This window comes from Amycolatopsis sp. YIM 10 (genome assembly GCF_009429145.1).
In the GTDB taxonomy this organism is placed as follows: Bacteria; Actinomycetota; Actinomycetes; order Mycobacteriales; family Pseudonocardiaceae; genus Amycolatopsis.
In genome coordinates, this window is record NZ_CP045480.1 from 4,823,332 (window position 1) to 4,847,823 (window position 24,492).

Sequence of the window (24,492 nt, forward strand, 5' to 3'; positions counted from 1 at the left end):
ATGGAGCTGAGCGTTCGCCCCGCCGGGACGACCCGGCAGGGCGTGCTCATCCTGGTAGCGGGACTACCTGGCAGCGGGACCGAGTGCTCGGCCACCATGGGAGCGTGGCAGTGAGAGGCACCGAGGCGCAGCGCCGTCGAGAGCTGGCGAGGTTCCTGCGCAGCCGGCGCGAGCGCATCACCCCCGAGGACGTCGGTCTTCCCCCGGGTATCCGGCGACGCACCCCTGGCCTGCGTCGCGAGGAGGTCGCCCTGCTGGCCGGCGTGGGCGTCACCTGGTACACGTGGCTGGAACAAGAGCGGCCGATCAAGCCGAGCGTTCAGGTGCTGGACGCGATCGCCCGCACGCTGCGCCTCGAACACGCCGAGCGGGAACACCTCTACCGGCTCGCGGACGCGCCCGCGCTGCCGCCAGTCGAGGAACACGAGCCGCTCTCCCCCGAGATCCAGCTCATCCTCGACACCCTCGATCCGCTGGCGGCCGCGGTCTACTCCAGCCGCTTCGACCTGCTCGCCTGGAACCGCACCTTCCACGGGTTGTTCCCCGTGTTCACCACCGCCGCTCCCGAATCCCGCAACGCCATCTGGGAACACTTCACCAGCCCGCCGTGCTGCAACCCGTTCGTCGACCCCATCGCCGAGGTCAAGCCCATGGTGGCCATGCTGCGCGCCGCGTTCGGCCGTCACCTGTCCGAGCCGGCCTGGACCGGCTTCGTCCGGCGGCTGTCGGCGGAGAGTCCCGAATTCGAGCGCATGTGGAACACCCATGACGTCGCCTCGCCAGGCCCGCGCGTCCGGGTCCTGCGCTTCACCGAGGTCGGGGAGTTGCGGCTGACCACCACCACCCTGACCGTGGCCGGTTCGCCCGAAGCCCAGATGGTCATCTACACACCGGCGGGAGAAGAGACCCGGGAACGGCTGGCACACCTCGCCGCACAGCCTTCCCAGCACTGCTTCCTCGCCGACCACCTCCACGACTTCCCGCCGCACCGGGCCACCACCGCCGCGGGATTCGCCGACGGCGGGCTCGCCGGTTCAGGCGCGCCAGTGCAAAGCGCGTAGGGCCGAGCGGACGGCGGCGGCCGGGTCGGCGGGAAGGCAAGGCGCGCGCCAGGCGACGAATCCGTCGGGGCGCACCAGGAGCGCGCCGTCCGGGCCGGTGCCCGCCAGCTCGGTGAAAACCTCGGCACCGCCGGTCAGGCCGGGAGTGAGCTGACGAACTCGGAGATCATCGGTTCGGCTCTCGTGCCAGCGGGCACCGCCGGGACCGGTCAGCAGGGTCCATCCGGTGCCGGCGAGGTCGAGGGTGGATCGTCGCCGGGCACCGTCGGCGAGCCACCGGTGTGGCAGCCGGTAGCCGGGTGCCGCGCGGTCGTCGAGCACGTCCGGTGCGTCGGCCTCGTCGGTGATCACGGCTCCGGAGTCGTAGCGGTGGAACATCATGCCGCGCAGGTAGCCGGCCGCCAGCCGGGCGTAGAGTTCGTTGGTGTCCTGCCCGTCCTGGTAGCCGCGGTGCATGCCGAGGGACAGCGCCAGTGACGCTTCGGCGGCGGCGCGGCGTTCGGGCTCGTAACTGTCCAGCAGCGCATCGTCCGCTTGCCCGCGCAGGACGGCGGCGAGCTTCCAGGCGAGGTTGTGCCCGTCCTGGATACCGGTGTTCATTCCCAGCCCACCGGCCGAACTCTGCACATGGGCGGCGTCACCGGCGAGGAAGATCCGGCCGCGGCGGAACGCCGAGGCGACGCCGATGGCGGCTTCCCAGGCGTTGCATTCGATCAGCTCGATCGGCACCGTGTCGTCACCGATCGCCGCGTGCAGCAACCGCCGGGTTTGTTCGGGCGCCATCTGTGCCAGCTCGGCCGGTTTGCCCGGGTAGTCCATCAGGTGCGACGACCAGCGATCGCCCGCCGCGCTCTTCGCGAACAAAGTGCAGTAGACGTGTTCGTTGCGGATGAAGCACGCGTGCGTCGCCGACTCCGGCAGCAGATGCGCCAGATCCGCCCGGAAGAACGCCGTGTTGAGCCGTGCGGCGACTTGCCGGTCGGGCAGGTCGATCCCGGACAGGGTCCGCACGCGGCTGCGGGCACCGTCCGCCCCGATCAGGTAGCGGCTGACGAGCTCCCGCGCGCGGCCGGTGCCGACGTCGATCACCTTGGCACGGACGGACTCGGCATCGCCGGTGGCAGCCACCAGTTCGACGCCGAATCGGACCTGCCCGCCGCGGCGCCGCAGGTGCTCCAGCGCCACGCGTTGCAACTCGTGCTGGGTCAGTACCCGCCGGATGCCGATCGGGCTGCAGGTGTCCAGTCGTTCCGCGTACCGCGCCGGCGGTGCCGCCCGGTGCAGCACGGCGCCGGCCGCGTTGTCCTTGACGATCGAGCGCAACGGCGCCGGACCGTCCCACCCCAGCCGGTCCAGGTGCTCGCCGAGCCCGAGCGCCCGGAACAGCTCCAGGGTGCGCGCGCTGCTTCCGGCGCGCGGCGGGCCGGAGAGCGGATCCCGCTTGTCCACCACCAGCACCCGCACGCCGCGGTCGGCCAGGAACAGCGCGGTCGACAGGCCCACCGGCCCGGCACCGGCCACCACCACCTCGTAGCGCTCCACCGTGTTCGTTTCATCGATCATGTCGCCACCGTGCACGCTCAAGCCGACTTGAGCGCAACCGTGTGATCATGGTGCCGTGCACTACTCGATCAGCGAGGTCGCGCGGCACTTCGGCATCGCGGTGTCCGCTTTGCGCTACTACGACCAGGTCGGCCTGCTGCCACCGGCCGGACGGCGCGGAACCGTCCGCACCTACGGACGCGACGAACTGCGCCGGCTCGCCCTCGTCCAGCTGCTCCACCGCGACGGGATGATGAGCCTGTCGGACACCGCCACCGCGCTTTCGGAGCACTCGTCCGAGGATCGGGCCGGAACCAGGCAGGTCATCGACGAGTCCATCGCCGTGATGCGCGAGCAGGTCCAGCGGCTCCAGGACGCCCAGCGCGTGCTCGAGCACCTGCTCACCTGCCCTCGCGACGATCCCGTCCGGGACTGCCCTCACCTCCGTGAACAGCTCGAACAGACCGTCGACAGGGCACTGGGTACCGATCCGCCGACGGCAGGACGCGCGTGATCAACAAGGAGTGCGGCGGGTGTTCCGGTGAACGGGGGAACCGGCGGCGGCGAGCACGGAGAGCAGGATGAGCGCCCCCGCCGGTCCCAGCGTGGTCCATGGCGACAACTCCAGGTACGGCTGGTTTTCCGAGAGGAGGCGGCCCCATTCCGGCGTGGGTGGTTGCTCGCCCAGACCAAGGAAACCGAGTGACGCCAGCACCAGAACGGTGGTGGGCAGGCGCAGGAGCGCGTTGCGCACGACGGCGGGCAGGACCGCGGGCAGCAGGTGGTGCCGGAGCAGGTGCGCCGGTCCGGCTCCGAACGAGATCGAGGCCCGCAGGTAGCCGGTTGCCCGTTCCTGTTCGAGCAACGCCGCGGTCTGGGCGGCATAGGGTGTCCAGCCGACCAGGCACACCGCGCAGGCGGCACCCCACACCGACGGCCCGGTGACGGCGGTTGTCAGCAATCCGGCCAGCACGGCAGGCAGCGTCGACACCACTTCGGTCAGCCCGGCAGCGGCTTGGCCCGCCATGCCGAGCAGCACGCCGAGAACGGCGCTGACCGCGGTCACGGCGAGAGCGACGCCTGCCGTGCGCAGCGCTCCGTGGCCCAGCCGGGCCAGCATGTCGCGGCCGAGTGCGTCCGTGCCCAGCGGATGTGTGAGCGATGGCGGCAGCAGGCGCGCCGCAGTGTCCACTTGCGACGGATCCCGGAACAGTCCGATGAGGACGATCGTGCACAGGGTGAGCGCGCAGGCGCCGAACAGCCGGCCGGTGGAGCGGCGGCGCCGGAGGGCTGGTGCCGGGGCGGCGGCCAGTTCGCCACCGCGCAGGGCCGGGCCGAGCAGGCCGCGGCGCACGGTTTTGATGAGCAGACCGGCCGCGACGCCGAGCAGTGCGAGGAGCAGTGTCGCGGTTTGCAGCGGCGGGAGGTCCTGGGCCAGGGCGGAGTCCAAGGCGAGCCGGCCGAGTCCCGGGATGTTGAAGATCTTTTCCACCGCGACCGCGCCGCCCACCAGGCTGACCACGCTGGGCACCAGTTGCGGGAGCACTCCGGCCAGCGCGCGGCGCAGCGCGGGCCGGGCGATGCGGCCCGGCGGGAACCCGGCGGCGTGCCAGGTCCGGACCCACGGCTCGCCGAAGGTGGCGGGCAGGGCGTGCTCGAGCAGGCCGCCGATCACCGCTCCGGAGGGCACCCCGAGAGCGAGCGCGGGCAGCACCATCGACGCCGGCCCGGTCCAGCCGCCGGGCGGGAACCAGCCCAGCCACACGCCGAACACGGTGGCGAGCAGCGAGGCGAGCAGGAACTTGGGCAGCGCGGCGAGCAACGCGGCTCCCGTGCCCGTGCGGTGTTCTCGCAGCAGCCGCCTGGCGCCGAGGTGCAGGGTGCGGGTGCTGACCAGCGCGGCCACCGCGATGGTGACCACGAGCGTGGCCAGCATCAGCGTGACGGAGACCCCCAGCGCGTTCATCACCTCCGGCAGGACCGGGGTGCCCGACACCCAGGACGTGCCCGCGTCTCCGCGGGGCAATCCGCCGAGCCAGTGCAGGAGGTGGGGGAGCGGACCCCGGTCCAGGCCCAGCTGTTCGCGTACCGCGGTCAGCTGCTCGGGAGTGGGGGCCTGGTCGGCGGAGCGGGCACGCAGGACCGTCAGCGCGGGGTCGGTCCCGGACAGCCACGGCAGGAAAGCGACGGCCGCGAGCACGGCGCCTCCGGCGGCGAGGCGGCCGGTGCCCGCGCGCCACCGGTCGCCGATCCGTTGTGCGCCCGGCACTACTTGAGGTGGGTGTCGAGGTTGATCAGCGAGCGTTCGCGGGGGTCGAGCAGCACGCCTTCCACGCCGGTGCCGACGCCTTGCACGACCTTCTCGTGGACCAGCGGGACAACGGCGTCGGTGCGCAGGATCTCCGCCTCCGCGCGCATGATCTTCTCCCGTCGCAGCGCGGTGTCGCCTTCCTCGGCGGCCGCGGTGATGGCCTGGTCGACCGCGGGGTCCTTCAGCCCGGCGATGTTGTAGACGCCGTTGCTCAGGTAGTCGCTCGCGAGGTAGGCGACCGCGTCACCGGTGTCGAGAAGCGTCACCCTGGACAGGATCAGCGCGTCGTACTTGCCCGCGAGCAGGTCCGCCTCCATCTGCGTGTACTCGCGCACATCCTGCTGCACGGTGAAACCGGCTCGCTCCAGCTGCTGTTGCACGACGGTCGCGGCCTCGGGCAGTTCGGCCCGGTTGGTGTAGGTGGCCAGGCGCAGCGTCCTGCCCTGCGTCTTCGACCGGGTTTCGTCGACGGTCGTGGCCTGCGGCCGCCCGCTCACCCCGGTCCGCTGACCCGCCGCCCAGGGAACGGCCGGGCCGAACAGGCCCTGCCCGGCGTCGGCATAACCGCTGAAGACCGAGTCGACCAGGGCGGAACCGTCCACCGCGCCGCGCACGGCCGCCCGCAGCGCCGGGTCGGTGAAGATCCCGGCGGAGGTGTTGAGAATGAGGCTGTCGGCCCGGACGGAGGGCACCTCGTGGCGCGTGTTCTCGTCCAGCAGGGGTGCCTGGGCGGTCGGGATCCACTCGGCGATGTCGGCTTCTCCGGCGCGCAGGGCGTTGGTGCGGGCGGCGCCGTCGGCGACCCAGGTCACGTCGATGCCGGACGCCTTGGCCTTGCCGCCCCAGTAGTCGTCGAAGCGATCCAGGCTCGCCTGGGTTTTCCCGGTGAGACCGGTGATCCTGAAGGGGCCGGTTCCGGTGCCGACCGGGCTGACGGTGCCGTCCGGGGCGTACGCCTTGGGGGAGAAGATGCCCAGCGCGGGGCTGGCGAGCCTGAGCGGCAGCACCGGATCGGCGGACTTCGTGGTGATCGTGACGGTGTCGGCGTCGTCTGCCTTCGCCGTCAGCGACACGTCGCTGAGCACGCGGGGCTTGGTCTTGGCCGCGTTGGCGTGATCGAGCGCGCCGACCACGGAATCGGCGGTGAATTCGGTGCCGTCGTGGAACTTCGCCTTGCGCAGTTCGAACACCCAGGTGGTGGCGTCCGGGCGGGTCCACGAGGTGGCCAGCGCGGGCACCGCGGCGCCGTCGCGATCCAGCGCGGTGAGGCCTTCGGCCACCGACAGCTTGCCCAGCGCGGTGGCGTCGTTGCTGTAGGGGGACAGGGCCTGCACCGGCGGTACCGCCAGCACGACCCGCAGCCGGCCGGTCGTCGTGTTCGTTTCGGACGAGCCGCCCGCGGTGAAGCAGCCTCCCAGCAACGGCACGAGGGCAAGGGCGGCAACGAGGCCGTGGGTCGAACGCACGATGAGTCCTGTCTTGCTCAAGGGGGTCCACCCGGCTCGGTTCCGTGGCGGCGGGGCAGGGCGCAGCCTATAAGGCAAGCCTTGCCAACCTTGACCAAGGTGATTGAAGTCTCAAGCAAGCGCGGGCTACTGCGCGGGTTCGAGCAGGGCCAGGAGAATCCGCTGCAACTCGGCGCGGTCGCGAGGCGCGATCCTCGCCAGCCTGCTGTCGAACTCCGTCGCGAGTGCCGCGAGCGCGTGGTCCCGTGCCGCCTCGCCCTCGGGAGTCAGGACGAGCCGGTGCCGCCGGAGGTCCGCGTCGTCGATCTCGCGTCGCAGGAACCCTTTTGCGACGAGATTGCGCACGTAGACCGTCACGCTGGCTTTGGGGATCACCAGCTTCGCCGCCAGCTCGGCCGGATACGGCGACGCCGCCACCTCGGCGAGCACGAAGAACTCCTTCGGGTCCAACCCGAGCGCGGTCAGCTCGGCGCTGCAGCCGTCCAGCACGACGGTGAGCAAGCGATGGTTCAGCGTCCACAGCTGGGCGGCATCGACCGGCACGCGGGCCCCCTTCGGGTGGTACAGTTCTGTACTAGTTCGGTTCTGTACTAGTTCGGACATCGGAATGGCTGATAACCGAACAAATCCTACGTGAAAGGCGTTCCCACGTGCTTCAGCACATCGCGATCCCGCGCGGGCCGTTCGAGCTTGCGGCCGATCTCCACTTCCCTGACGGTGCGGGCGAGACCGGGCAACTGCGTGCCGTGGTGCTCTCCACGCCGGGCAGCAGCGTGAAGGAACAGATCGGCGCGAACTACGCGTCCCGTCTTGCCGCCCGGGGCATCGCGGCGCTCGTGTTCGACCCGGCCCACCAGGGACAGAGTGGCGGTGAGCCTCGCGACCTCGAAGACCCGTACCGCCGCGGCGAGGACATCTCCTACGCGATCGACGCGCTCGGCACGGTCCCCGGGATCGACCCGGAGCGCATCGGCGTTCTCGGCATCTGCGCCGGTGGAGGCTATGCGGTGCACACCGCCCGCACGGACCACCGCATCAAGGCGGTCGGCACGGTCGTCCCGGGCAACATGGGCACGTCGTTCCGCGGCTTCCAGCCGGACGGCCCGGTGGCCGCGCTCGACGCCATGGCCGCCGCGCGCCTGGAGGAAACCCGCGCCGGTGAGTCGACCCGCGTGAACTGGCTGCCCGACACGTTGGCGGATGCCGCCGCGGCCGGGCTGACCGACATCGACACGACCCAGGCGATCACCTTCTACCGCACCGAACGGGGCGGAAGCGAGCACTCGACGAACCGCCGTCTCGCGCGCGGCGATTCGTTGCTGCTGGGCTACGACGCGTACCACCTGGTCGATCAGCTCATGACCCAGCCGCTGCAGGTCGTCCTCGCGGGACGCATCGGCAACACCGGCTCGTACGAGTCCGGCATGCAGCTCTGGAAACTGGCACCCAACCCGGTCGACCTCATGGTGATCGAGGGCGCCGGTCATTACGAGATGTATGACGTGCCCGAGTACGTCGACGCCGCCGTCGATCGCCTCGCCGACTTCTACTCGGCCAACCTGTAAGTCGTGACGGTCCGGGGACCTCGATTACGTGGAGGGGTTGCTCAGCCACTTGTTGCGCTCAGCGCATCGTCGAGCGGTGTCGACGACGTTCGCGATGGCGGGTGACGGGTCGTTCGCGGGCCACAGCACGGAAAGTTCCGCCATGATCGGCGGATCGACGACGTCACGGACAACGATGCCGGTGCTGGTTTTCGCGGCGTGCTCAGCGAACGACGTGGGGGACAGGCTGACCTCGCGGCCGCTGGAGAGCCGGGCGAGCATGGCGTTCACCGGCGGTTCGTCGAATGCGCAGATCTCGGGTGAGAAGCCCGCCTCGTGGCACGCGGCGACGATGCTGTCGTAGTACGCCGGGGCGAGGTGGCGGGCGAACAGCAGCAGCGTCTCGTCGCGGAGGGCCGTCACCGGGATCCTCGGTGCGTCAGCGAGGCGGTGGTGAACGCCGAGGACCGCGGAGACGGGCTCTTCGCGGAGAAGCTCGCCACCCACCCCGTCGAGGAGCTGCGGTGAGAGGGCGAGACCGACGTCCAGGTCACCGGCACGGAGCCGGTCGGGGATCTCGGCGCTGAAGAACTCCCGAGCGTCGATCATGAGGTCGGGGTGCTCTTCCCGGAGGGCGTCCAGTAGCGCGGTGAGCGTGTCGAAGCTGGTCACCGGTGTGTAGCCCAGCCGGATCGTCGTCGCGATCCCCGCCCCGGCCTCGCGGGTGCGCTGCACGGCTTGTTCCAGCGCGGCCAGCGCTTTCGGCGCCTCGCGAGCCAGTGTCCGGCCCGCGGCGGTCAGCTGCACGCTACGGCTCGAACGCACGAACAGCGGGGTTCCGAGGGTCTCCTCGAGCTTGCGGATCTGATGACTCAGCGACGGCTGCGCGATGTAGAGGCGCGTGGCCGCGCGGCCGAAGTGGAGTTCCTCGGCTACGGCCAGGAAGTAGCGGAGGACGCGGGGACTGATATCGATAGACGAATCCTACCGCCGGCCGTCCGGACAAGTCTTGGACGCCCGCCGGATGGCCGCCGTAGTGTCGATTTCACCACGGGGGACGGTCCATTGTGTCCCCGTCGGTCCTGGTCGCAGCTCTGACCATCGGACTTTCACCCCGACACGCCGAAGGAACATCGTGACGCGCACCGCGAAGACCGGACTCGAGGCACTGCTCACCCCCGAGGAGAGCGTTCTGGTGCTCATCGACCACCAGCCCTTCCAGTTCGCCAACCTCAACAGCCACGAGGCCACCATGGTCGCCAACAACGCCGTCGGCCTGGCCAAGCTCGCGAAGGTGTTCGATGTCCCCACCGTGCTGACCACGGTGATCGAAGAACGTGGCGGCCACCTCATCAAGGGCATCCAGAACGTCTTCCCGGACCAGAAGCCGATCAATCGCACGTCCATCAACACCTGGGAAGACCGTCGTGTCGTCGACGTGGTGGAGAAGACGGGCCGCAAGAAACTGATCCTTGCCGGGCTGTGGACCGAGATCTGCGTCGCCATGCCCGCCATCCAGGCGCTGAGTGGGGGCTACGACGTCTTTGTCGTCACGGACGCCAGTGGCGGGGTCACCGCCGAGGCACACGACATGGCGGTGCGTCGCATGGTGCAGGCCGGCGTGGTGCCCATCACCTGGATGGCCGTGTCCGGCGAATGGCAGCGTGACTGGGCCCGCGAGGAAAGGACCGCCGAGCTCTCGGAGATTCTCTTCGAACACGGTGGCGGCAGCGGAATCGCGCTCACCTGGGAACTGCAACTGCTGGCCACACCCACCGCGTGACGAAAGCGCTGAGAATTCCCATGGACGTTTCGAAGATCGAGTTCGGGATCGACAGCTTCGGGGACCGGCCCCGTGACGATCGGGGTGAGGTCGTCTCGCACGCGCAGGCGATCCGCGCCGCGGTGACCGAGGCCGTGCTGGCCGACGAGGTCGGCATCGACGTGGTCGCGTTGGGGGAGCACCACCGGCCGGAGTTCGCGATCTCCAGTCCGGAAACGGTGCTGGCCGGCATCGCGACCGCCACGAAGCGCATCCGGCTCGCCTCCGGCGTGACGGTGCTGTCCTCGGACGATCCGGTGCGGGTCTTCCAGCGGTTCGCGACCGTGGACGCGCTTTCCGGCGGCCGGGCGGAGGTGATCCTCGGCCGTGGTTCGTTCACCGAGTCGTTCCCGCTGTTCGGGTACGACCTGACCGACTACGAGGTGCTGTTCGAGGAGAAGATCGAGCTGTTCCACCGGCTACTGGACGAGAAGCCGGTCACCTGGGAGGGCACCACCCGCGCCGCGCTGAACGACGCGGACGTGTACCCGAAGACCGATTCGGGGCGACTCAGGACCTGGGTGGGCGTCGGCGGGTCACCGCAGTCGGTGCTCCGCACCGCCCGCTACGGGTTCGGGCTCATGCTCGCCATCATCGGCGGCGCACCCGCCCGGTTTGCCTCCTACGTGGATCTTTACCGGCGGGCGAACCAGGAACTCGGCACCACCGCACAGCCGGTCGGCATGCACTCGCCCGGGTTCGTGGCCGCCACCGATGCCGAGGCGAAGGAACTGTTCTACCCCGGGTTCAAGGAGACGCGCGACCGGATCGGGGCGCTGCGCGGATGGCCGCCGATCCGCCGCGAAGAGTTCGACGCCGAGGTGGCACGCGGATCGCTGTACGTCGGTTCGCCCGAGACCGTCGCGACCAAGATCGCCCACGCGATCCGGGCGCTGGACGCGGGCCGGTTCGACATGATCTATTCCGCCGCGGGCACCGTTTCCGCGACTGCCCGGCTGCGTTCGGTCGAGTTGTACGGCACCCAGGTCATTCCCCGGGTCCGCGAGCTTCTGGCCGAACAGCCCGCCACCACGGCGGGAGCGACACGGTGACCACCACCGTCGGGATCCTGGGTGCCGGGAAGGTCGGCACCGTCCTGGCGCGCCTGGCGGTCGCGGCCGGTTACCGAGTCGTGGTCTCCGGGTCCGGTGACCCCGCGAAGATCGCACTGACCACCGAGGTCCTCACCCCCGGTGCGACCGCCGTGTGGCCTGCCGAGGCCGCGGAGGCCGCCGACGTGGTGATTCTCGCCCTGCCGCTCGGCAAGCACCGCAACCTCCCGATCCGGGAACTGGCGGGGAAGCTGGTCGTCGACGCGATGAACCACTGGTGGGAAATCGATGGTCCGCGCGACACGATCGTCCCGCCCGGTGTCTCGTCGAGCGAAGCCGTGCAGCAGTTCCTGGCGGGCGCGCGGGTGGTGAAAGCCTTCAACCACATGGGTTATCACGACCTCGAAGACGGTGCTCGCCCATCCGGCGACCCCGGGCGCAAGGCGATCGCGATCGCCGGTGACTCACCCGAGGATCTCGCCGCCGTGTCGAAGCTGGTCGACACACTGGGGTTCGACCCACTCGCCATCGGTGACCTCGCGGCGGGCGCCCGGCTCGAGCCCGGCACTCCCGCCTTCGGCGCCAACGTCGGCGCCGACCGGCTTCGCACTCTCACCAGTCTGCCCACGCAAGGAATCCCACGATGAGCCCCGTTGAGCAACTCGTCAGCAATTTCCAAGATCTCGTGGGAAAGGTCCCCGAGATCGTCCAACCTGTCATCGTGGCGCTCGCCGGTGCGATCCCGTCGATCGAGGGGGAGGTGGCGTCCTTGATCGGTGTCGTGGGTGGCCTCAATCCCATCGTCGCGGGGATCGCCGCGGCCGTGGGGAACTTTCTCTGCGTTCTCGTTGTCGTGCTTCTCGCCTCGAAGGCCCGCACCGCCGTGGTGAACCACCGCGCGGCCCATGACACCGCTCCCCGGGAGAGCGCACCCGCCAAGCCCGAGTCCAAGGGGCGCAAGCGGTTCAAGAAGGCCCTTGCGCGTTTCGGGGTTCCCGGCGCGAGCCTGCTCGGCCCGCTCGCCATCCCGACCCAGTTCATGTCCGCGATGCTCGTCGCCGGCGGGACGCCGCGAAAGCGGGTGTTGTTCTGGCAGGCAGTGGCAATCGTTATCTGGACGACCGTGGCGACCGTCTCGGCCTGGCTCGCGCTCCAGTTCGTCGTTCCGGCCTGAAACCGGAACGCGGTGACCGGGCAGCGGTCATGATGGCGGAATGGCGACGGTGCCCGGGCGGCACTGGTGCGGTTCAGCCGCGGGCCAGTTGCGGGATCAGGCCGCCTGCGAGCACAGCCTCGATCTGTGCGGGTGAGAGCCGGTGCCGCAGGCGGCAGGTCTCGTCCTTACTGGTGTTCCGCACGGTCAGTTCCGGCTCGTCGGCCCGCAGCGCGGCCGGCAGGTGGTCGAGTACGAGCACGTCGCCCTGTTCGATGCGGTCGTAGTCGCCGGGATCGGTGAACTCGAGGGCGAGCACGCCGAAGTTGGCGAGGTTCTGCCAGTGGATCCGCGCGAACGACTGGGCGATCACCGCGTGGAGACCGAGATAGCGCGGGGTGATCGCGGCGTGCTCGCGGGATGAGCCCTGTCCGTAGTTCTGCCCGCCCACGACGATGTGTCCGGTGGCGTCAGCTACCTCGCGGGCGCGTGCCGGGTAGTTCTCGTCGAGCCGGGTGAAGGTGAAGTCGGCGAGCTTCGGCACGTTCGATCGATAGGGCAGCGCGCGGGCCCCGGCGGGGGAGATTTCGTCGGTGGACACGTCATCGCCGAGTTTGAGCAGAACCGGCGCTTCGATCCGTTCCGGCAGGGGCGGGAAGTCCGGCAGGGTGGAGATGTTCGGCCCGCGCACGAGGTCTTCGCCCGCTGCCTGGTCGGGTGGCAGCGGCGGCACGAGCATGGCGGTGTTCACCGTCGCTGTGGTGGGCAGTTCCAGCCGGGGGTACTCGATGCCGAGGTCACGGGGGTCGGTGATGACGCCGGTGAGCGCGGACGCCGCCGCGGTTTCCGGGGAGCACAACCACACCGAATCCTCCGGGGTGCCGGAGCGGCCGGGGAAGTTGCGGGGAAAGGTCCGCAGGGAGTTGCTGCCCGCGGCCGGGGCCTGGCCCATGCCGATGCAGCCCATGCACCCGGCCTGGTGGATCCGCGCGCCCGCGCTGATCAGGTCGGTGGTGGCACCCATTTTGGTCAGGTCGGCGAAGATCTGCCGGGACGAGGGATTGATGTCCAGGCTGACGGCGTGGTCGGCCTGCTGTCCTTTGAGGATCGCCGCGGCGATGGCGAAGTCGCGAAGCCCCGGGTTGGCCGACGAGCCGATCACGACCTGGTTGATCGCCGTCCCCGCGGCCTCGCGAACGGGGACCACGTCGCCGGGTGACGACGGCCTGGCGAGCAAAGGCTCCACAGAGGACAGTTCGATGTGGTCGGTGAGGTCGTAGCCGGCGTCCGGATCGGCGGACAGTTCGCGGAAGTCCGACGCGCGTTCCTCGGCCAGGAGGAACGCGCGCACGGCGTCGTCGGCGGGAAAGACGGTGGTGGTGGCGCCGAGTTCGGCGCCCATGTTCGCGATGACGTGCCGGTCCATCGCGGACAGCGTCGCCACCCCGGGGCCGTGGTATTCGATGATCCGGTTCAGCCCGCCGCGGACACCGTGCCGCCGCAGCATTTCCAGGATCACGTCCTTGGCCGAGGACCACGGCGGCAGCTGCCCGGTCAGCTCGACGCCCCAGATCTCGGGCATGCGCAGGCGCAGCGGGCGCCCGGCGATGGCCGTGGCCACTTCCAGGCCGCCGACGCCGATCGCGAGCATGCCCAGTGATCCCGCGGCGCAGGTGTGCGAGTCCGATCCCGCCATCGTCCTGCCGGGGACACCGAAGCGCTGCATGTGCGTCGGGTGGGAGACGCCGTTGCCCGCCTTGGAGAACCACAACCCGAACCGGCGGCACGCCGACTGCAGGTACAGGTGGTCCTCGGCGTTCTTCTCGTCCGATTGGAGCAGGTTGTGGTCCACGTACTGCACGCTGACCTCGGTGCGGGCGCGGCCCAGGCCCAGCGCCTCGAGTTCCTGCATCACCAGCGTGCCGGTGGCGTCCTGCGTCAGCGTCTGGTCGACCTGGATTTCGATGGCCGAGCCGGGCGTCATCTCACCGCCGACCAGGTGCGACTCGATCAGCTTCCGGGCCAGGTTGCGTCCCATGACCAGGGTGTACCCGCGGACCGCTTCGGGTATGCCCGCGCGGTCCCGCCGGGGTCTCAGGAACGGGTGGTTCCGTCGATGGGGCTGACCGAGACCCCGGACGTCACCGCGAGCACCGTGTCGCCGCAGCGCACGAGGTCGCCGGCCGCCAGCCGGACCGGGTCTCCGACTCGTTCGCCGTTGTGGAAGGTGCCGTTGCTTGAACCCAGGTCCGTCAGCATCGGCACGCCCGCCTCCTGGGAGATCTCGGCGTGGCGGCGGGATACGGCGCCGTCGTGCCGCAAGGCGACGTCGGCGCCCTCGTCCCGGCCGATGACCAGGCGGCCGCTCACGGGCAGATCCCGCCTGCGCGCCCGGCCGGTGCCGTCGACCCAGGTCAGCATGGGCCTGCCGGTGGGTTCCGCGCCGGGCGCGGCCACCCGCAGCAGGGTGGCGGTCCCGGCGTGGGCGAGTACGGCGCGTTCCAGCTCGCGCAACGCCGGCCCCGGATCGACCCCCGCCTGATCGGCCAGCACCTGCCGAGCCTGCCGGTACCGGTCCAGCGCTTCGGACTGGCGTCCTTCCTGGTACAACGCGACCATCAGCTGCCCCCAGAACCGCTCGCGCAGCGGCTGCTCGGCGACCAGGCCTTCGAGTTCCCGCACCAGCCCCGGCGCACCACCCGCGCGCAGGTCCGTGGCGATCCGCGCTTCCAGTGCCTCCCAGCGCATTTCGGCGTAGAGGCGCCGCGCGGGATCGAGCGCGACGTGGTCGGGCAGGTCGCTGCAGAACGCGCCGCGCCACAGTTCGAGCGCCTGCCGGTAGCCGGCCGCGGCGGCCTGGAGGTCTCGTGCCTGGTCCGCGGCCCGCGCCCGGCCGATCGCGTCCTCGACCGCACGGACGTCGGCACGGACACCGGCCAGCTGGTACCCGCCCGGTCCGTGCCGCAGCGCTGTCCCGTGCGCGCCCAGGCTCTGCCGCAGGTGGTGCACGTGGACCTGGACGGTGGCGCGGGCGGCGGGGCGGCCGGTGTCGGAGTACACCGCCTCGGCCAGCCGGTCGGCGCTGACCGGGGCTCCGCCGGAGGCGGCCAGCACCGCGAGCACCGCGCGCGGCCGCGGTCCGCCCGGCGTCGCGGGCACCCCGTCGACGACCAGCTCGACCGGCCCGAGCAAGCGCACCTCCACCACCACGCCGACGATCATTCCAGGTCCATCGCCACGGGTTGAAGCGAACTTGAAGCGCGGTGCGATCTACTGATCACCATGAGCACCTTGACCGCACTCGAGGAGATAGTCGACCGGCACGGCCGTGCCGCGCTCTCCGATCCGATCGTTCTCACCGGTGCGCTGCGCAGCCTCCCCGTCCCGCCGACGGACGCGGAGATCGGGGCACTCACCGCCGCGGCGGCGGCCGGTGCGCCCGACCGGATGCGTGCCGTGCTCGAAAACGCGGGGAGCTCGGACGACGCGCGGCGGGCGGCGGTGGCGGCCTGCGGTGGTGGTGGCGCCGCGGAATGGGCGTGCGGCCAGCTCGGCGCGGCGCTGGGCTATCTTCCCCGTGACACGTCGGCGGCCAACGCACCGACCACCGAGCTGACCAGCGTTCTGAACAGCGGAAACCCGCGGCGCGGCAGGCGGATCGCCGTGGTGGCCGGTGCCGCCGTGGTGGTGGCGGCTCTCGCCACCACCGGCGTGACGCTGGCCCTGGGCGGTGGCGGCGAGAACAACGCCGACGGGCCGCCGGTCGCGCCATCCACGACCGCTCCACTGTCCACCGCGCCACTGTCCACGGCTCCGGCGCCGCCGTCCGAGTCCCAGGCCGCTCCGGAAGTTCCCGATCCGAGCGCCGCCTTCACCGATCCGCAACTGCTCGCCGCGGCGAAGCCGTACCTCGGCAACCCCGGTGTCCGCTGCGAGACCGCCGAAGCGGGGGTCGGAGTCCAGGAAAGCGTCACCTGCGAGCTGGGCTCCGGCATCATCGCCAGCTTCCGCAAGCTGCTCGACCCCGGTCAGCTCGACGCCCTTCGTGAAGTGCTGCTGACCGACAACGACGGCGCGCGACCCGGCTCGATCCGGTCCCTGCGCTGGGAATACGTGCCTGGCCAGCCGGGCGTTCGCGCGGGCATCCCGGTGGGCACGCCGCGCACGGGCGACGGCACGCGGATCCGTTTCCTGGAACCGGAAGAGGGCTTCGCCCGGCTGTACTTCGACGAAGACGCCACCGGCGTCGCGGTGTACATGCAGGCGAGCAGCAGCGAGCAGCAGGCGCTGCGCGCGTTCTGGGCGGACCCGGACGCGTGATGGACCACCACGCCGATCCCCGGCTCGCCGAAGTCGCGCGCCGTTTCGGGCGGCACGCGCTCACCGATCCCGTCGCCCTGCGTTCCGCGCTGAACCAGTCGGGAAGTGCTTTCACCGCCGACGAAATCGACGCGCTCGTGGCGGCGGCGGCCGACCCCGGCCGCACCGGGCCACCGCTGAACCCGACGGTGGCGGAGAAGGAGAACCGGCTGACCTGGAGCGGTCCGCGGCAGCGTCCGCCAACCAGGAAGCTGCCATCGCGCGGTCGCCGGGCGTGGCCGATCGCCGGGGCGGTGATCCTGGTGGTGGCCGCGGTCGCGGCCGGGGTGGTGGTTTTCTTCCGGAACCAGGACGAGCCACCCGCACCGGCGCCCGACCGGTACGCGCTGGACCAGGTGGCGGGTCGCTACCGCGCGCTCGGCGCCCGCCTGCTCGACGGCGCGGTCCGCTGCGCACAGCAACCGGCGAAACCCGGTGAGCTGGAACGAGTCGGCTGCGACGCCGGACTGCACTCGCTGACCCTGGTCACCTACGACGTGCCGGGCAGGCTCGCCGAGTCCCGCAAGCTCGTCGAAGACGCCACCGCGGTGCGTTCGGCGGCGACTTCGGGGCCGGGCGCGGCTTTCGCGATGCGGGAACTGGCCTCGGGCGAATCGACGATCTACTGGGACGCCGACAGCCCGCGGCCGGTCAGCGCCACCCTCGTGGCGCAGAAGACGGGGCTCCCGGCGCTCGCGGAGTTCTACGACACCAGACAGTTCGGGGTGCTGAAGCGCCCGGAAGTGCCAGGCGCCGCGTTCGCCTCCGGCACGTTGTGGGCCTTCGCGCGGTCGCACGTGGTCAACGAGCCGTCCGCGAAATGCGTCGCGGTGGCCGCCACCACGGGCACCGCGGAGACGGTCAAGTGCCCGACGTCCGACGGAGCGATGCTGGTGTTCAGCACGGCCGCGGACCGGACAGCCCTGACCGACCTGCGCACGGAGAACGCCGCGGACGGTGGCGTGGTCCCCGGCAGCGTCGAGGTGCGCACCTGGAACCGGCTGGGCGGGCCGACGCTCGGCCAGTTGATCCGGTTCGTCACAGCGGACGACTTCAGCCCGACCATCTACTTCGACCACGACGAGCAACTGGTCTACGGACTGTTCTTCGGTGCGCCCGGTTCGTCGCCGGACGCGCTGCTGGAACGCTGGCAGCGCGGAGCGGGATGACCTCCTCAGCCGAAGCGGAGCCCGGTGAAGAAGTCCTCCACCGCGCGCAGATCGGCTGGGTAGGGGGTGCCGACCCGGCCGTCGAGCACGGAAACGGTCGACTGCTTCTCGTCGGTCCAGGCGAAGCGGGTGGTCGTGCCGAGCACCGTGCAGACGAGCCGGCCCCCGCGGCCGTCCCGTGACCAGGACTGCTTGGCGGGCAGGTCGTCCGGGCACCGGCCGTCGATCAGCCCGGCCGGGTCCACTCCCGCGGCCGTGCGCAGGTAGGCGGTGACCGCGTCGTTGTCGTCGAGCGCGGCGATGCGGAGTTCCCCGACCTCGCCGCCGGTCCGGCAGACGACCTGCGCGCGCACCTTCTCGTCCGACGGGGACACCGCGTCGCAGGTGAGTCCGGCGGGGGTGCTGAGCGCGACGCGGTCGGTGGCCGAGGCGCCTGACGAGAGCAGGATCGTCGCGGTGACACCGATCGCGGCCACCAAAGCCGCACCCGCCACCGCCGCCGGCCACCAGCGGCGGCGCCGGATCGGCCGCTCGGGGGCGGCGTCGGCACGCGAGGGAGCGTCGGCGCGGATCGCGCGGATGCGGTCACGCGCTTCGCGCACGGTCGGGCGGTCGTTCGGATCCTTGGCAAGCAGCGCCCTCAGCAGGGCGTTGACCGACGCGGTGCGCTGGTCGTCGACGACCAGCTGCGGGATCGGGGCCCGCTCGTGCGCGATGATCACCTCCGGCTGGCTGCCCCGGTAGGGCAGGTCGCCGGTCAGCATCACCCAGAGCAGGCAGCCCACGGCGTAGACGTCCGAAGCCGCGGTGGCGGGCGCGCCGTGCAGGCGTTCCGGTGCCATGTAGCCGACGGTGCCGATCACGCCGCTGGTCTCCGCGGTGTGGTCGACCTCGGCGGAGCGGGCGATGCCGAAGTCGCACAGGTACGCGAAGTCCTCGTCGTGGTGCTCGGCCCGGGGGCGCAGCAGTACGTTGCCCGCCTTGACATCCCGGTGCACCACGCCGATCGCGTGCGCGTCGCCGAGCGCGGAGACCACCTGGTCCACCACCGCCAGGGCGCGGGCCGGGTCCATCGGCCCGCCTTCGAGCACGCGGGTCAGGTCCGGTCCGTCGACCAGTTGCATCGCCAGGTACAGGCAGCCGTCCACCTCGCCGTGGTCGTGAATGGCCACCACGTGCGGGGAGTCGAGCCTGGCCAGCGCGGCCGCCTCCCGGCCGAAGCGCTCGCGGTAGACCGGGTCCTCGGCGTACTCGGGCGGCAGGACCTTCAGCGCCACCGGCCGTCGCATGCGGTGCTGCCAGGCGCGATAGACCACGCCCATACCACCGCGGCCGATCACCCCGTCGATCCGGAACCCACCGAACTCTTCCCCGACCCGCGGCGACATCCGCCCCCCGTTCACCCGACCAGTCCGCAGGCCACTCTAGCCGGGACGATCAAGCGAAACGCCCCTATCACGGGATGCCCAAGCGCACGCGGGTCTTCTTGGTGGTGTCGGTACCGACACAGGTAGGACCGCCGGCACCCTCATGCCAGACGTTCTCACTGTCGGACCACGAAGCGGCGGCAATGATGTAACTGTTGCCGGACCGCGTGTCGTCGCTGTCGTGCAGGGAGACAACGGTTCCCGCCGCGTTCGGCATCGCCCACCCCTCGACGACGTCGGCGGTGGCCGTATGCCGGTTCCCGAGCCACCAGAGCGTGAACGCCACCACCGCGATCACGCCCACGGCCACCGGCGCCAGAAACCGCTTCACCGGGCCAGGGCGGTCCGTCACCATGGTGTCCCACCCAGACTGGCCGGCCCGCTGTCGACGGTGACGATCTTGTCTTCGGTGTAGGTGTCCAGATCGGGCGCCAGCAAGGATTCGCCCGTGCGCGCGCGATGGAAGCGAAAGGTCCCGTTCGTGCTGTTGGCAGACACGATGCAGCGCACCGGCACCGGATCCGCCAGCGCACCGGCCAGCCGCACCACTTCCATGGCGAACCGCGTTCCCTGCCGCAGCAGCACCAGCTGATCCTGCTCGGAAATCACCGGAACCGCGTCGACGACGTCCACGTGCACCGGTACCCGATCCTCGAGGTGAAAGCTGGTCACCGCGCATTCCCAGCCCGTGAGGTCCTCGTACCCGCCAGGCGGCTCACCGGCCCACCCCGAGTATCCGCCGAAAGCCAGTACGTCGCCGCGGCGGTCGATTCCCCAGGTGAGCAACTCCCGCAATCCGGCAGCCAGCTCGGATGGCGTCACCGATGGCAATCCGGCCGATCCCAGCGCCCGATACGCCCTATCGTTGATCCGCACGTTCAGCACACGAGCGATCCTGCCACCGGCGACCGGCCCGGTGTGTGTTTATCGTTTCCCACGGACCAGATGTCGTCACGATGCGGGGGCCACGACGTGAGCGATAGCGACGAGTATCGGGATGTCGCTTGGTTTTCGGCAAAGGCGGTCGAGCAGTTCTACCGGGAAGGTGCGGACGCCTCTGGTCATCGGCGGGGGAGTCCTGAACATGCCAGGCTCGTCGATCAGGCGGGCAAGGAGGGCCGAGGCCTTCTGCGGCAGGCCATGGCGGCATTCGCCGACCTCGACCACCGGAACGATGACGCGGCGATGCGGCAGGCTCGTCTCGATCTCGAGGAAGCCATCGCCGGTGAACTCGGCCGGGATGAGGAATTCGCGTCGCACCTCCGGGCGACTGTCCTCATCTCCCGAGCGTTGCAGGGGCCATTGCCCAGCCGTCGGCCACGTCCGGTCAGCGAGGACGAAGGCCACGCCAGACCAGCCGACGCCAGCCGAGACGGATCGTTCTTGGAAGCCGCGCTGTGGGTGGCGACCGCGGCGGGCTCCGGCATCCTGGGCAATGCCGCGTACGACGCGGTGAAGGCGGCATTCCGCAAATACTCGCGCAGCCGAGGCGGGAAAGCCGGTTCCAGAACGGCCGCCGACGCGGGGCAGCGTCCGGCGTACTCGGCGGACCAGCTGACCTTGATCGCCCAGCTCGCCGTCCAGGCTCGCTGTGGTGAGCTGTCGATCGCGGTTCCGCGCGTCACGGATCTGCGTCGCACGGACATGGAGCTTGGGGAATCCGGCGTGGTCATCTACCTGGATTCCGCACGGGTTCACGCGACCGTGGTCGTTCCGGCAGACGGATTCGACAGTGCCCGCGACATCTCCGTGACGTTGTACACCCCAGGCGATGGCCTGGAAGACAACGTCAGCTGAGTGGCCAGATTCTCCATTGTGGACGGTAGTTAGGTTTCGGGGGAGAGGCTGGGCGCCGGGCGCGGAAGAACGGCCAGCGCGGTTTCGGCGATGCTGCGCAACGAGGCCTCACTCTTTCCGGCCTTGCCCAGCGCCTCGATCCCGCGCACGGCCGCCAGCAGCATTCCGGCCAACGCGCGCGGGTCGGCCTCCGGGTCGATGTCGCCGTGCCGCTGCGCTTTTTCCAGACAGGCCGCGAAAAGGTCTTCGAGGAATTCGAAGGTGCGCAGGGCGTGGGCGGCCACGGCCGGGTCCTGCCCGGCGAGTTCCGAGGTAGCCCTGGCCAGCAGGCAACCGCGACGCTCGACGTCTGCCGCGGTGCTGGCGGCCACGGCGCGCACGTGCGCACACAACCGCTCGAACGCTTCGGCGTCCGGGCCGGTCAGTGCCCGCTCGACCTCCGCGCTGAGTTCGGCGCAGGAGCGCTCGAACACCCGCAGGAACAACTGGTGCTTGTCACCGAAGGCACCGTAGAGGCTGCCCTTGCCGAGGCCGGTGGCTGCCGCGACCTCGTCGATGCTGGTCGCGGCGTATCCGGTCGTGGAGAACCGCTCCCGCGCCGCGTGCAGGACCTGCGCTTCGTCGAAACTCCGTGGCCTGGCCATGGTGGCCACCCTACCGGTTCTTGACGGATCATTCCATAATGCGTACGTTCTGGACGTGGCAGTCAAGAACGGCTGCCCGGACACAGCGAGGACACCAGATGACCGTGCTAGCGGAAGACAGCGTGCGAGCGGGCGGGACGACACTGGCGGGCAAGATCGCCGTGGTGACCGGGGCCAGCACCGGCATCGGCCGTGCCATCGCCCAGCGGTTCGTCGCCGAGGGCGCCTACGTTTTCATCACCGGACGACGGCAGGCCGAACTGGACGCGGCGGTCGGCGAGATCGGCTCGAACGTCGAGGGCATCCGGACCGATTCGGCCGATCTCGCCGACCTGGATGCGCTCTACCGGACGATAAAGCAGCGCAAGGGCCGGATCGACGTGCTGGTCGCCAACGCCGGCGGGGGAGTGGCCGGACCGCTGGCCGAAGTGACCGAGGAGGCGTTCGACAAGACCTTCGGCACCAACGTGAAGGGCGTGCTGTTCACCGTGCAGAAGGCGTTGCCGTTGCTGGCCGAGGACGCCTCGGTGATCCTGACCGGCTCGACCACCTCGCTGCGGCCGGGTCCGAGTCTCGGCGTCTACTCGGCGACCAAGGCGGCCGTCCGCAACCTGGCGCGGTCCTGGATCATCGAACTCGGTGCGAGCGGGATCCGGGTCAACGTGTTGAGCCCGGGGCCGACGAAGACGCCCGGCTTGCTCGGCCTGGCCCCCGCCGGGCAGGAGCAGGCCCTGCTCGACGCGCAGGCGGAGCAAGTGCCGCTCGGCCGGGTCGCGGATCCGGCCGAGATCGCCAATGCCGCGGTCTTCCTGGCTTCTGGCCAGTCGAGCTTCGTCAACGGCGTCGAGTTCTTCGTCGACGGCGGCCACGCGCAGATCTGAACGTGCGGGCCCTGTGCGCGGGCGCGGCCTTCGTCCACTTCGGACTGTCACACCTGGTGACGCAGCAACCGGGGCAGCGTTGTCGCGGCCGCGACGAAGGCCTGCGCCCGAACCGGCATACCGGTCGCCATCGAGTGCTGGGGTTGAGCGAATGCACGACAATCGGCACCACGACGAGTTCGACTGGGTCGATGACCCGTCGGTCGTGATGTACTGCGTGACCGCGCTGGAGGCCGATTTCAGCAAGGGCTGGTGCTGAACGCCGCAGAAACCGCGCTGGTCTTCGACCGCCCCTGTCCGACGGCGTTCGTGCCGCGTCGCCACTGGCGGCCCGCGCGGTCCCACAACCTGAACGACCGATGAAACGCTCACTGCGCGGTGGCGCGGATGAACGCGTCGGCGAATATCCGGGCGACTTCGTCAACCGGGGGAAGGGTGTTTCCCAGGGCATCCCGCAGTGCGGGACGCAGCAGCATGTGCCCGGCCATCGGGCCGAACATCAGTTGGATGAGCAACGGTAACGGCAGCGGCCGCAGTCGCCCGGCTTGGATGTGGGTGGTCAGCAGGGCACCGAGGCTGGCGAACATCCTGGGCAGGTTGGCTTTCAGCATCCGCGCGGCGGTGCCGTCGGGGCGGGTGAACAGGTCGCCGAAGATGGCGGGCAGCACGCGCGGCTCACGAGCGATCGCCTCGGCCAGCGCGGCGTAGACGGCGTGGACCGTCTCCTCGAGGCGTTCGGGGGGATCGGCGGCCAGCGCCTCCAGGTCCGGCACCGGGACGTACCGGTCGAACATGGTGGCGAGCAACCCATCGCGATTGCCGAAGACGGCGTGCAGGCTGGTCGGCGAGCAGTCCGCGGCCGCGGCGACGGCCTCCAGCGTCACCGCGCCCAGCCCGTCGCGGGCGATCAGCGTGGCCGCCGCCTCGATGGCCCGCTCCCGGACCGGCGGGCGCCCACCGGGATCGATCCCGGCCTGCCGGACCGCTTCGTCCAGCCGCGCCCGCGAGCCACCGAGCCTTCTGATCAGCGTGCTGCGGGAGATCCCCGCCGCGGCCGCGATCGCGCTCAGCGGCACGTCCGCCACATCTTTGCCGTGCTGCTCGGCGGCCGCCAGTGCGGCACTGACCAGATCGTCGTCCACGGCAGCTCATGGTACTGCTTCCTATGTGAACCTCATCTGTGTATCGTCCTCATCGGTGACTCAACAAGCGATGAATTAGAGGACCGATGAATTTCCGCAGGCTCCTGACCTTCCACGGCCTGATCACCTTCGCGGCGGGGGTGGTGCTCATCGCCGCGCCGGGCCTGATTCCCGGTGCCGTCGGCGTGCACGTCCCGGCGGACGCCTATCTGGTGTGTTACCTGCTGGGAGCCGCCGAACTGGCCATGGCGTTCCTGTCGTTCGCGGGCCGGAACCTCCGGCAGTCCGACGGGATCCGCCTGGTCGCCTTGACCATGATCGTCTTCCACGGCTGCACCGCCGCGGTCGAGATCTACGCGTTCGCGCGCGGTGTCCACGCCGGGATCTGGGTGAACGTGGCCCTGCGGGTGGCGGTGATCGCCTTGTTCTTCCGATATGGCTTGCGTCAGAAGGGATTGTCATGACCGAAAACACCGGCGTCCTGGTGTGCGGCGGTGACTTCCTTGCGCGACTTCCGCGGCGACACCGTGCATCCCGCCACCCTCCGGCTCATGGACGAACTCGGCTTCGAACGCTGGCTGCGCGGTTCGTGGGTTTCGGTCCCCGGCCGGAACACGCCCCCGAGAACCCACAGAACAGGTAAGGAACACAGTCGTGCGCAAGACGAAGGCCGCGTTGCTCAGCGCGGGATTCTTCGTGGTCGCCCCCGGCACGGTGGTCGGCCTGATTCCCGGGCTGATCAGCCGCTGGGAGTTTCGGCTGCCGCTGCCCGGTTGGGCCGTGGCGCAGGTCGTCGGCGCGGTTCTGGCTGTCGATCATCGGGCAGGCGTTGCTGTTCGGGAGCTTCTGGCTCCTGGCCTACGCCGCGGCGGCCTGGGCCGTACCGGCCGCGTTCGTGCGCTGGTACGAGGAACCCACGTTCGGCGCCGGGTACGAGGAGTACCGCCGGGCGGTGCCCGCCTGGCTGCCCCGGCTGCGGCCGTGGACCCGGACCAGGACGGTGTGGAGTGACCACGCTCACCCCACGGGCAGCACCTCGATTCCGGCGCACCTGTCCAGGGTCGCGAACCGGCCGTTTGTGGCAGGTTTTCGCGCTAGCGTGGCAAGCCGGAAGATCGACAG

The 24,492-nt window shown here is 70.4% G+C and carries 25 protein-coding genes; 13 read left to right on the top strand and 12 right to left on the bottom strand.

Annotation, left to right across the window (positions count from 1 at the left end):
* The first annotated feature begins 104 nt into the window (after positions 1 to 104).
* A complete protein-coding gene (locus YIM_RS23070) occupies positions 105 to 1,061 on the top strand; it encodes a helix-turn-helix transcriptional regulator (protein ID WP_228004922.1) in 957 nt (318 codons plus the stop codon).
* Here YIM_RS23070 and YIM_RS23075 read toward each other — a convergent pair.
* Complete coding sequence (locus YIM_RS23075) at positions 1,035 to 2,624, bottom strand: FAD-dependent oxidoreductase (RefSeq protein ID WP_228004923.1); 1,590 nt, start codon at positions 2,622 to 2,624, stop codon at positions 1,035 to 1,037. The two genes, YIM_RS23070 and YIM_RS23075, sit on opposite strands and share 27 nt — an antisense overlap.
* Positions 2,625 to 2,679: 55 nt before the next feature.
* On the opposite strand from YIM_RS23075, the gene YIM_RS23080 reads away from it, so the two are divergent.
* Positions 2,680 to 3,117 carry a MerR family transcriptional regulator gene (locus YIM_RS23080; RefSeq protein ID WP_153032319.1) on the top strand — a complete coding sequence of 146 codons (438 nt, stop codon included), beginning with the start codon at positions 2,680 to 2,682 and terminating at the stop codon, positions 3,115 to 3,117.
* On the opposite strand, the gene YIM_RS23085 is transcribed toward YIM_RS23080, so the two are convergent.
* The 3 genes from YIM_RS23085 to YIM_RS23095 form a co-directional block, all read right to left on the bottom strand.
* A complete protein-coding gene (locus YIM_RS23085; RefSeq protein WP_228004924.1) occupies positions 3,118 to 4,872 on the bottom strand; it encodes an ABC transporter permease subunit in 1,755 nt (584 codons plus the stop codon).
* The gene (locus YIM_RS23090) at positions 4,872 to 6,401 is read right to left on the bottom strand and encodes an ABC transporter substrate-binding protein (protein WP_228004925.1); all 1,530 of its coding nucleotides are present in this window, start codon (positions 6,399 to 6,401) and stop codon (positions 4,872 to 4,874) included. Before YIM_RS23090 ends, YIM_RS23085 begins: the two co-directional genes overlap by 1 nt.
* Positions 6,402 to 6,506: 105 nt before the next feature.
* On the bottom strand, positions 6,507 to 6,923 hold the full coding sequence (locus tag YIM_RS23095; RefSeq protein ID WP_153032320.1) for a MarR family winged helix-turn-helix transcriptional regulator: 417 nt from the start codon (positions 6,921 to 6,923) through the stop codon (positions 6,507 to 6,509).
* Positions 6,924 to 7,030: 107 nt separating this feature from the next.
* On the opposite strand from YIM_RS23095, the gene YIM_RS23100 reads away from it, so the two are divergent.
* Positions 7,031 to 7,945: an alpha/beta hydrolase gene (locus tag YIM_RS23100; RefSeq protein ID WP_153032321.1), complete on the top strand. Its 915-nt coding sequence runs from the start codon at positions 7,031 to 7,033 to the stop codon at positions 7,943 to 7,945.
* Between the two features lie 24 nt (positions 7,946 to 7,969).
* Here the strand turns inward: YIM_RS23100 and YIM_RS23105 are convergent, their stop codons facing one another.
* Positions 7,970 to 8,899, bottom strand: a complete 930-nt coding sequence (locus YIM_RS23105) for a LysR family transcriptional regulator (protein WP_370469026.1) — start codon at positions 8,897 to 8,899, stop codon at positions 7,970 to 7,972.
* 160 nt (positions 8,900 to 9,059) lie between these two features.
* Between YIM_RS23105 and YIM_RS23110 the strand changes: the two genes are divergently transcribed.
* The 4 genes from YIM_RS23110 to YIM_RS23125 are packed head-to-tail and all read left to right on the top strand — an operon-like array spanning position 9,060 to position 11,972.
* Entirely contained in the window at positions 9,060 to 9,707 is a 648-nt protein-coding gene (locus YIM_RS23110) for a hydrolase (RefSeq protein WP_228004926.1), read from the top strand.
* A 20-nt stretch (positions 9,708 to 9,727) separates the two neighbouring features.
* Positions 9,728 to 10,798 carry an LLM class flavin-dependent oxidoreductase gene (locus YIM_RS23115; protein WP_153032324.1) on the top strand — a complete coding sequence of 357 codons (1,071 nt, stop codon included), beginning with the start codon at positions 9,728 to 9,730 and terminating at the stop codon, positions 10,796 to 10,798.
* Complete coding sequence (locus YIM_RS23120; protein WP_153032325.1) at positions 10,795 to 11,445, top strand: NADPH-dependent F420 reductase; 651 nt, start codon at positions 10,795 to 10,797, stop codon at positions 11,443 to 11,445. The genes YIM_RS23115 and YIM_RS23120 overlap by 4 nt, the downstream gene beginning before the upstream one ends.
* On the top strand, positions 11,442 to 11,972 hold the full coding sequence (locus YIM_RS23125; protein WP_153032326.1) for a small multidrug efflux protein: 531 nt from the start codon (positions 11,442 to 11,444) through the stop codon (positions 11,970 to 11,972). The genes YIM_RS23120 and YIM_RS23125 overlap by 4 nt, the downstream gene beginning before the upstream one ends.
* Before the next feature lie 73 nt (positions 11,973 to 12,045).
* Here the strand turns inward: YIM_RS23125 and YIM_RS23130 are convergent, their stop codons facing one another.
* Together YIM_RS23130 and YIM_RS23135 are read right to left on the bottom strand one after the other, a co-directional pair.
* Positions 12,046 to 13,989 (bottom strand): aconitate hydratase, encoded by a 1,944-nt coding sequence (locus YIM_RS23130; protein ID WP_153032327.1) that lies wholly within the window; start codon positions 13,987 to 13,989, stop codon positions 12,046 to 12,048.
* Between the two features lie 56 nt (positions 13,990 to 14,045).
* Positions 14,046 to 15,173, bottom strand: a complete 1,128-nt coding sequence (locus YIM_RS23135; protein ID WP_153032328.1) for a BTAD domain-containing putative transcriptional regulator — start codon at positions 15,171 to 15,173, stop codon at positions 14,046 to 14,048.
* A gap of 60 nt (positions 15,174 to 15,233) precedes the next feature.
* Between YIM_RS23135 and YIM_RS23140 the strand changes: the two genes are divergently transcribed.
* A complete protein-coding gene (locus YIM_RS23140) occupies positions 15,234 to 16,271 on the top strand; it encodes a hypothetical protein (RefSeq protein WP_153032329.1) in 1,038 nt (345 codons plus the stop codon).
* The gene (locus YIM_RS23145; RefSeq protein WP_153032330.1) at positions 16,271 to 17,479 is read left to right on the top strand and encodes a hypothetical protein; all 1,209 of its coding nucleotides are present in this window, start codon (positions 16,271 to 16,273) and stop codon (positions 17,477 to 17,479) included. The genes YIM_RS23140 and YIM_RS23145 overlap by 1 nt, the downstream gene beginning before the upstream one ends.
* A gap of 5 nt (positions 17,480 to 17,484) precedes the next feature.
* Here the strand turns inward: YIM_RS23145 and YIM_RS23150 are convergent, their stop codons facing one another.
* The 3 genes from YIM_RS23150 to YIM_RS23160 form a co-directional block, all read right to left on the bottom strand.
* A complete protein-coding gene (locus YIM_RS23150) occupies positions 17,485 to 18,867 on the bottom strand; it encodes a serine/threonine-protein kinase (RefSeq protein ID WP_153032331.1) in 1,383 nt (460 codons plus the stop codon).
* 67 nt (positions 18,868 to 18,934) lie between these two features.
* The gene (locus YIM_RS23155) at positions 18,935 to 19,261 is read right to left on the bottom strand and encodes a hypothetical protein (protein ID WP_153032332.1); all 327 of its coding nucleotides are present in this window, start codon (positions 19,259 to 19,261) and stop codon (positions 18,935 to 18,937) included.
* Complete coding sequence (locus YIM_RS23160) at positions 19,255 to 19,791, bottom strand: hypothetical protein (RefSeq protein WP_228004927.1); 537 nt, start codon at positions 19,789 to 19,791, stop codon at positions 19,255 to 19,257. The genes YIM_RS23155 and YIM_RS23160 overlap by 7 nt, the downstream gene beginning before the upstream one ends.
* A gap of 87 nt (positions 19,792 to 19,878) precedes the next feature.
* Between YIM_RS23160 and YIM_RS23165 the strand changes: the two genes are divergently transcribed.
* Entirely contained in the window at positions 19,879 to 20,703 is an 825-nt protein-coding gene (locus YIM_RS23165) for a hypothetical protein (protein ID WP_153032333.1), read from the top strand.
* Positions 20,704 to 20,732: 29 nt separating this feature from the next.
* Here YIM_RS23165 and YIM_RS23170 read toward each other — a convergent pair whose 3' ends face one another.
* Positions 20,733 to 21,347 (bottom strand): TetR/AcrR family transcriptional regulator, encoded by a 615-nt coding sequence (locus YIM_RS23170; protein WP_153032334.1) that lies wholly within the window; start codon positions 21,345 to 21,347, stop codon positions 20,733 to 20,735.
* Between the two features lie 98 nt (positions 21,348 to 21,445).
* On the opposite strand from YIM_RS23170, the gene YIM_RS23175 reads away from it, so the two are divergent.
* Entirely contained in the window at positions 21,446 to 22,228 is a 783-nt protein-coding gene (locus tag YIM_RS23175; protein WP_153032335.1) for an SDR family NAD(P)-dependent oxidoreductase, read from the top strand.
* A 368-nt stretch (positions 22,229 to 22,596) separates the two neighbouring features.
* Here the strand turns inward: YIM_RS23175 and YIM_RS23180 are convergent, their stop codons facing one another.
* The gene (locus tag YIM_RS23180; protein ID WP_228004928.1) at positions 22,597 to 23,370 is read right to left on the bottom strand and encodes a TetR/AcrR family transcriptional regulator; all 774 of its coding nucleotides are present in this window, start codon (positions 23,368 to 23,370) and stop codon (positions 22,597 to 22,599) included.
* 86 nt (positions 23,371 to 23,456) lie between these two features.
* Between YIM_RS23180 and YIM_RS23185 the strand changes: the two genes are divergently transcribed.
* Together YIM_RS23185 and YIM_RS23190 are read left to right on the top strand one after the other, a co-directional pair.
* Positions 23,457 to 23,834 (top strand): hypothetical protein, encoded by a 378-nt coding sequence (locus tag YIM_RS23185; protein WP_153032336.1) that lies wholly within the window; start codon positions 23,457 to 23,459, stop codon positions 23,832 to 23,834.
* 190 nt (positions 23,835 to 24,024) lie between these two features.
* Positions 24,025 to 24,381, top strand: coding sequence for a hypothetical protein (locus tag YIM_RS23190; protein WP_228004929.1), 357 nt, complete (start codon positions 24,025 to 24,027; stop codon positions 24,379 to 24,381).
* The last annotated feature ends 111 nt before the right edge of the window (positions 24,382 to 24,492 follow it).

Excerpts from the sequence above, each read along its gene's own strand:
- YIM_RS23075 (WP_228004923.1), bottom strand. The coding sequence starts at position 2,624 with ATGATCGATGAAACGAACACGGTGGAGCGCTACGAGGTGGTGGTGGCC.
- YIM_RS23115 (WP_153032324.1), top strand. The coding sequence starts at position 9,728 with ATGGACGTTTCGAAGATCGAGTTCGGGATCGACAGCTTCGGGGACCGG.
- YIM_RS23125 (WP_153032326.1), top strand. The coding sequence starts at position 11,442 with ATGAGCCCCGTTGAGCAACTCGTCAGCAATTTCCAAGATCTCGTGGGA.
- YIM_RS23130 (WP_153032327.1), bottom strand. The coding sequence starts at position 13,989 with ATGGGACGCAACCTGGCCCGGAAGCTGATCGAGTCGCACCTGGTCGGC.
- YIM_RS23135 (WP_153032328.1), bottom strand. The coding sequence starts at position 15,173 with ATGATCGTCGGCGTGGTGGTGGAGGTGCGCTTGCTCGGGCCGGTCGAG.
- YIM_RS23140 (WP_153032329.1), top strand. The coding sequence starts at position 15,234 with ATGAGCACCTTGACCGCACTCGAGGAGATAGTCGACCGGCACGGCCGT.
- YIM_RS23145 (WP_153032330.1), top strand. The coding sequence starts at position 16,271 with ATGGACCACCACGCCGATCCCCGGCTCGCCGAAGTCGCGCGCCGTTTC.
- YIM_RS23150 (WP_153032331.1), bottom strand. The coding sequence starts at position 18,867 with ATGTCGCCGCGGGTCGGGGAAGAGTTCGGTGGGTTCCGGATCGACGGG.
- YIM_RS23155 (WP_153032332.1), bottom strand. The coding sequence starts at position 19,261 with ATGGTGACGGACCGCCCTGGCCCGGTGAAGCGGTTTCTGGCGCCGGTG.
- YIM_RS23170 (WP_153032334.1), bottom strand. The coding sequence starts at position 21,347 with ATGGCCAGGCCACGGAGTTTCGACGAAGCGCAGGTCCTGCACGCGGCG.
- YIM_RS23175 (WP_153032335.1), top strand. The coding sequence starts at position 21,446 with ATGACCGTGCTAGCGGAAGACAGCGTGCGAGCGGGCGGGACGACACTG.
- YIM_RS23185 (WP_153032336.1), top strand. The coding sequence starts at position 23,457 with ATGAATTTCCGCAGGCTCCTGACCTTCCACGGCCTGATCACCTTCGCG.